The 6,000-nt window shown below is 71.0% G+C and carries 5 protein-coding genes; 2 read left to right on the forward strand and 3 right to left on the reverse strand.

Annotated features, from left to right (window positions below; genetic code table 11):
- Nucleotides 1-186 precede the first annotated feature (186 nt).
- Entirely contained in the window at nt 187-1,500 is a 1,314-nt protein-coding gene (locus tag ACX28W_RS36825) for a hypothetical protein (RefSeq protein ID WP_459004365.1), read from the reverse strand.
- 199 nt (nt 1,501-1,699) lie between these two features.
- On the opposite strand from ACX28W_RS36825, the gene ACX28W_RS36830 reads away from it, so the two are divergent.
- A complete protein-coding gene (locus ACX28W_RS36830; protein WP_459004366.1) occupies nt 1,700-2,584 on the forward strand; it encodes a DUF4429 domain-containing protein in 885 nt (294 codons plus the stop codon).
- A gap of 32 nt (nt 2,585-2,616) precedes the next feature.
- Here the strand turns inward: ACX28W_RS36830 and ACX28W_RS36835 are convergent, their stop codons facing one another.
- On the reverse strand, nt 2,617-3,411 hold the full coding sequence (locus ACX28W_RS36835) for a class II aldolase/adducin family protein (protein ID WP_459004367.1): 795 nt from the start codon (nt 3,409-3,411) through the stop codon (nt 2,617-2,619).
- A gap of 200 nt (nt 3,412-3,611) precedes the next feature.
- Here ACX28W_RS36835 and ACX28W_RS36840 point away from each other — a divergent pair, with 200 nt between their 5' ends.
- On the forward strand, nt 3,612-4,124 hold the full coding sequence (locus tag ACX28W_RS36840; RefSeq protein ID WP_459004368.1) for a pyridoxamine 5'-phosphate oxidase family protein: 513 nt from the start codon (nt 3,612-3,614) through the stop codon (nt 4,122-4,124).
- Nucleotides 4,125-4,133: 9 nt separating this feature from the next.
- Here the strand turns inward: ACX28W_RS36840 and guaA are convergent, their stop codons facing one another.
- Nucleotides 4,134-5,720 carry a glutamine-hydrolyzing GMP synthase gene (gene guaA, locus ACX28W_RS36845; RefSeq protein WP_459004369.1) on the reverse strand — a complete coding sequence of 529 codons (1,587 nt, stop codon included), beginning with the start codon at nt 5,718-5,720 and terminating at the stop codon, nt 4,134-4,136.
- Nucleotides 5,721-6,000: the final 280 nt, after the last annotated feature.

Raw genomic sequence — 6,000 nt, forward strand, 5'->3', positions numbered from 1 at the left:
GCTGACCGGGGTGGGTTTTCGCCCCCGCCCGCCCCCAAACCCCCGCTCGCCCAAAAGGCTGACGCCAACAGCGCCGGGGGCAATCTTTTTAGCCCGTCCGGCGTTTGAGGACGAGGCCGTTCAGGCCGAAGCGGGGGTCTGGGGGCGGCAGCCCCCAGGAACGGGGGCAGCGGGGGCGGAGCCCCCTCAGTCCGTCACATCGATCACGCACCGGTTCGTCTCCACCCCGGCCGCCGTCACCACCTGCACCTCCACCCGCCCCGGCTCCACATCCACCGGCACCGGCACGGTGAGCACCGCGTCCGTGGGATTGCTGAAGCCGCCCGGCACCGGCACCAACGGCACATGGACATGGACCGCGCCGATCCGTACGACCATCCGTGAGAGTCGGTCGGCGGTCTGGGCTCCCGGGGGCACGAATCCGGCCCCGCGGATCTCGATGTCGTCGCCGGTGCGGATCGGCGCGTCGAGGTCGCCCGCCTCGCGGGAGCGGACGACGGAGAGGATCACGGGACGCCCGCCCTCGGCGTACTTCCCGGCGAGGTAGGTACCCGCGGACACCAGCACGAGCAGCGCCAGCCCCCAGGGCAGATCCGGCAGCTGCTCCGGCCGTCGGGCCAGTCGTACCGCCGCGAAGACCAGGGCGACGGCGCCGATGACGACGTACTGGATGTCGGCGAAGCTGCCCCGGCCGGAGTCGTCGGTCAGGAGGTCGGCGGCGCGCGGCCGGTCGGCGGGGACCTTCTGCAGACGTTGTCCGTGGACCCGCAGGCCTACCACCCGCCGCACCAGTACCGCGATCCCGCAGACCACGGCGACGACGGTCACCGCACCGGCGCCCCGGGCGAGTTCGAGACCGGCGATCAGGTCGTCGCGCTTCCCATGGGCGGAGGCCGCCGCCAGTTGGCCCACCAGGACGAGCACCGCGTACACCACGAACAACACCCACCCCGCGGCCATCACACGCGAGGTGGAGAGACGGTTGTCCTCGCCGATGACGGGGGCGAGGGCGCCGCCGCGGGCCCGGTGCAGGTAGCCCGCGCCGGTCAGCAGGCCGCCCACGAGCACGGCGGCGAGCAGGCCCGCCGTCCGCGCGGCCGTCCATCCCGCGCCGATCGCGGTGAGTGCCTGTACGAGAAGCAGTACGCCGACAGCTCCCCAGACCGCGAACGCCGTACGCCGCCACAGCCGCCCCAGCCACGCCTCACCGTCGACGCGCCCGCGCTCGGCGACGAGGTCCGCGGACTGCGTGAGTTCGTCCGAAACCCACTGCCGGGACGCGGACGCCGAGTGGGCGACGGCTGCGGGCAGCCCCTGCCCGGACGCCAACTCGTCGCGCTTGGCGAGGAACGCGGCGACCGCCCGCCGGTGCCCCTCGCGCGCCCCGTGCGGACAGTCCCCGCAGGTGCAGCCGCCCCCGTGCGCGCCCTGCCCGGCGCCGAGCCCGCCTCCGGACCCCCCACCGCGCTCCGCGCCGTGTCTAGCCTCCTGCACCGCCACGCCCACTGCCGCCTTCCGCGCCAAGAACTCTCGTGCGGCCAGGCCTTGCTCGGTACGAGTTCCGTACGCCTGACCGCCGTACAACTGCCTTGCGATGACAGCGCATTGTGCCGTACGTAACAGCGCTCGCATCCGGCAGGTCTGGTCAGCGCGGGTGAAGCGGCGGACTCCGTGTTGACCGGGCTGCGAGAATTTGTCCATGGCCGAGATCATCCAGCGCGACGGGACCTGGGCCTTCGACGGCAGCACGGTCAGGATCACGCCGGGACTCCACCGCTCCGTTCCGTTGTTCCGGCAGACGTACGGAGAGATCACCGTTCCCCTGGAGGCGGTTTCCGGCATCGTCTATGAACCCGAACGCAAGCGCGGCCGGCTGCGCCTCAGGCTCCGCGAGGGCGCCGATCCGCTGCTCCAGGCGACCGGCGGCCGGCTTCCGGACGCGGCAGATCCGTACCGGTTGATGGTCGACATCGACCGTTCCGGGGTCGCCGAGTACGTGGCCGAGGAGATCCGGCATGCCCTGCTCCTCGATCAGATCCCCAAGGAGCCGTCCAAGGCCTACCTCCTCGCGGGCCCGCCGGTGCCCGTGTCCGTCCGTTCCAGCGACGGCACGGTCTCCTTCGACGGCACACAGGTGCGGATCGACTGGGCGGACACCTCCGACCGGGTCAAGCGGGCGACGGGCCCGCGGATCATCGCCGTCGGGGACCTGGTGCAGGTGGAGTGGCTGCCCAACTCCGGTTACGAGGACGGGTTTCTGCGCTTCGTGACGCGCGAGGCCGTGTTCTCGAAACTGCCCCCCGAAAAGGACCCGTTCGCCCTGGACCTGTGGGGCAGCGCCCGCCGCGACCTGCTGACGGCGCTCGTCGCCGCCGCTGTGACGGCCCGTCTGCCGCATCCGTCCGCGCGGGCGGGCGAACACGTCGACCAGCCCCCGCAACTCGCCTCCGCGGTTCCGCCCCAGGCCGACCACCACGACGTACTCCTGCGGCGTCTGCGGGAGCTGGGCGAGTTGCATCGCGACGGCGTGCTCACGGACGAGGAGTTCGCGGCGACGAAAGCGGCGGTCCTGCGGGGCTTCTGAGCCAGGGCCTGTCTGGAGGGCTTCCGGGACGTTCAGCTCAGCAGGTCCGGCTCGCTCCTGCTGATGTCCTGCCACAGCGGCTGGTAGTTGATCCACGCCACCAGGTCGCCGCCGAGCTGTTCGCGCGTCGCGGTCGCCTGCTTGTGGTCGATCAGGATCGGGCGGCCCGCGGCCTGGGCAAGGAGCTGGACCTGGCTGGAGCGTTCCAGCGACAGGAACCACCAAGCCGCCGCGTCCACCGAGTCGCCGACGGTCAGCAGCCCGTGGTTGCGCAGGACGAGCGCCTTGCGGGTGCCGAGCGCGGAGGCGATCCGGCGGCCCTCCTCGGCGTCCACGGCGACACCGGTGTACGAGTCGTACAGCGCGAGATCCTCGTAGAAGGCGCAGCTCTCCTGGCTGATCGGATCGAGGAGGGCGCCGAGGGCGGAGAGGGCGCGGCCGTGCACGGAGTGGCAGTGGGCGACGGCGACGACATCGGGGCGGGCGGCGTGCACCTGCGCGTGCACGGTGAACGCCGCCTGGTTCACGTGGTAGCGGCCCTCGATCACCTGCCCGTCCTGGTTGGCCATGACCAGGTCGCTCACGGTCACGTGCTTGAACGGCATCCCGAAGGGGTTCACCCAGAAGCAGTCGCTGTACTCCGGGTCACGCGCGGTGATGTGGCCGGAGACCCCGTCCTCGAATCCGAGCCGCCCGAAGATCCGCAACGCCCCGGCGAGCCGCTCCTTGCGGTGCCGCCGCTCGTCGTCCGGCGACTCGTGCATCGGCGGCATGGCGAACTGCAGCTGGTCGGTGGGCAGGGGCAGGGGCGGCGTGGGCCCTTGCATAGGTCCTCCAGCGCTGGCTTGTTCGGCGGTGACGGAGCGGAAGGTACCTCCGGCCGGTGCAGGAGAACAGAGCCGTTCCGTGAAGAGAGTGCGCAACCGTTACGCAGGGTGTGGAGCGGGATGTCGTACGGCCGCGTCCGGCGAAAAGGCCTCGCCGATACCAGACAGAAGATGTCAGGTATCGGCGCGAGACTCACCGTATGAGCCGGATCAGCCAGACGAGCCAGACCAGCCATACGAGTCATACGAACTGGGCAGCCTTCACGGCCGCCGAACCCGACCTCGCCCAGCTGGCCGAAAACCGCTTCGGCGCTTTCACGCACCACGTCCTGGCGACCCTCCGCGCGGACGGTTCGCCCCGCACCAGCGGCCTCGAGGTGCGCTTTGTGCACGGCGAGCTCTGGCTCGGCATGATGCCGGACTCGCTCAAGGCGCTCGACCTGCGCCGCGACCCGCGCTTCGCGCTCCAGGCGAACCCTGGGCCGGGGACCGGGATGGCCGGGGGTGACGTCCGGATCAGCGGGCGGGCGGTCGAGGTCGACGAGCCCGGGGCGAAGGCCCTGTACGTGGAAGAGGTGGAACCGCCGCAGCCGTTCCACCTCTTCCGCACCGAGCTGACGGAGGTCGTACGGACCTACATCGAGGACGACACCTATCTGGTCGTCGAGATCTGGAAGCCCGGAGAGCCGGTGCGCACTCTCAGGCGGACATGAGCCGCGGGACTACTCCCACTCGATGGTGCCCGGGGGCTTCGACGTCACGTCGAGGACGACTCGGTTGACGTCCGCGACCTCGTTGGTGATCCGGGTCGAGATCTTGGCGAGGACGTCGTACGGGAGACGCGACCAGTCGGCCGTCATCGCGTCCTCGGAGGAGACCGGACGCAGGACGATCGGGTGGCCGTACGTACGGCCGTCGCCCTGGACGCCCACGCTGCGGACGTCGGCGAGCAGGACCACCGGGCACTGCCAGATGTCGCGGTCGAGGCCGGCGGCCGTGAGCTCCTCGCGGGCGATCGCGTCGGCGTCGCGAAGCAGGTCGAGCCGCTCCTTCGTGACCTCGCCGACGATACGGATACCGAGGCCGGGGCCGGGGAACGGCTGGCGCTGGACGATCTCGTCCGGAAGACCGAGCTCCTGCCCGACCATCCGCACCTCGTCCTTGAACAGCTTGCGCAGCGGCTCGACGAGCTCGAACTCGAGGTCCTCGGGGAGACCGCCCACATTGTGGTGGGACTTGATGTTGGCGGTGCCGGTGCCGCCACCGGACTCGACCACGTCCGGGTAGAGCGTGCCCTGCACCAGGAAGGCGACGTCCTCGCCCTCCGCGGCCTCGGCGATGATCTCCGCCTGCGCCTGCTCGAAGACCCGGATGAACTCCCGGCCGATGATCTTCCGCTTCTCCTCGGGGTCGGAGACCCCGGCGAGCGCGGCGAGGAACCGCTCCTCCGCGTCGACGACCTTCAGCTGCACGCCGGTGGCGGCCACGAAGTCCTTCTCGACCTGCTCGCTCTCGCCCTTGCGCATCAGGCCGTGGTCGACATACACGCAGGTCAGCTGGGAGCCGATGGCCTTGGCGACGAGGGCGGCGGCGACGGCGGAGTCCACGCCGCCGGAGAGGCCGCAGATGGCCCTCTTGCTGCCGACCTGCTCGCGGATGAGCGCCACCTGCTCGTCGATGACGTTGCCGGTGGTCCAGGAGGGGGTGAGGCCCGCGCCCCGGTACAGGAAGTGCTCGAGCACCTGCTGGCCGTACGTGGAGTGCATGACCTCGGGGTGGTGCTGGACCCCGTACAGCTTCTTCTCGTCGTTCTCGAAGGCCGCGACCGGGACGACGTCCGTGGACGCCGTGACCGTGAAGCCCTCGGGGGCGGCGCTGCACGCGTCGCCGTGCGACATCCACACCGACTGCTCGTCCGGGGTGCCCTCGAAGAGGGTGGAACGAGACCCTGACTGCGACACGTGCAGCGGCGTACGGCCGTACTCGCGGGCGCCCGTGTTGTCGACGGTGCCGCCGAGGGTCGTCGCCATCAGCTGGAAGCCGTAGCACATACCGAAGACGGGGACACCGGACTCGAAGATCTCGCGGTCGAGGCGGGGGGCGCCTTCCGCGTACACCGACGAGGGGCCGCCGGAGAGGATGATCGCCGCCGGGTTCTTGGCGAGCATCTCCTGGACCGGCATGGTGCTCGGCACGATCTCGCTGTAGACCCGGGCCTCGCGGACGCGGCGGGCGATGAGCTGGGCGTACTGCGCACCGAAGTCGACGACCAGGACGGTGTCGGGGGCGGCGGGGGACACTTCTGGCACGGTTTGCCTTCCGGCGGTGAGCGAGGGGTGTGGTGCACCAAGTCTACCGGGGGTCGGAGTGGGCCCGCCGAGCCGGTTTTCGCCCCCGCCGCCCCTACCCGTCCCATCCCCCGGGGGCTCCGCCCCCGGACCCCCGGCAGGTGGTTCTTTTGCTGCGGGAGGGTGGGGGCTGGGCGCGCAGTTCCCCGCGCCCCTGACCACTTCCAGCCCGTCCGGCGTTTGAGGACGAGGCCGTTCAGGCCGAACGGGGGTCTGGGGGCGGAGCCCCCAGGAACGGGAT

It is taken from the genome of Streptomyces sp. SD15, assembly GCF_054462255.1.

Coding starts and splice junctions, on each gene's coding strand:
- ACX28W_RS36830 (WP_459004366.1), top strand. CDS start 1,700: ATGGCCGAGATCATCCAGCGCGACGGGACCTGGGCCTTCGACGGCAGC.
- ACX28W_RS36835 (WP_459004367.1), bottom strand. CDS start 3,411: ATGCAAGGGCCCACGCCGCCCCTGCCCCTGCCCACCGACCAGCTGCAG.
- ACX28W_RS36840 (WP_459004368.1), top strand. CDS start 3,612: ATGAGCCGGATCAGCCAGACGAGCCAGACCAGCCATACGAGTCATACG.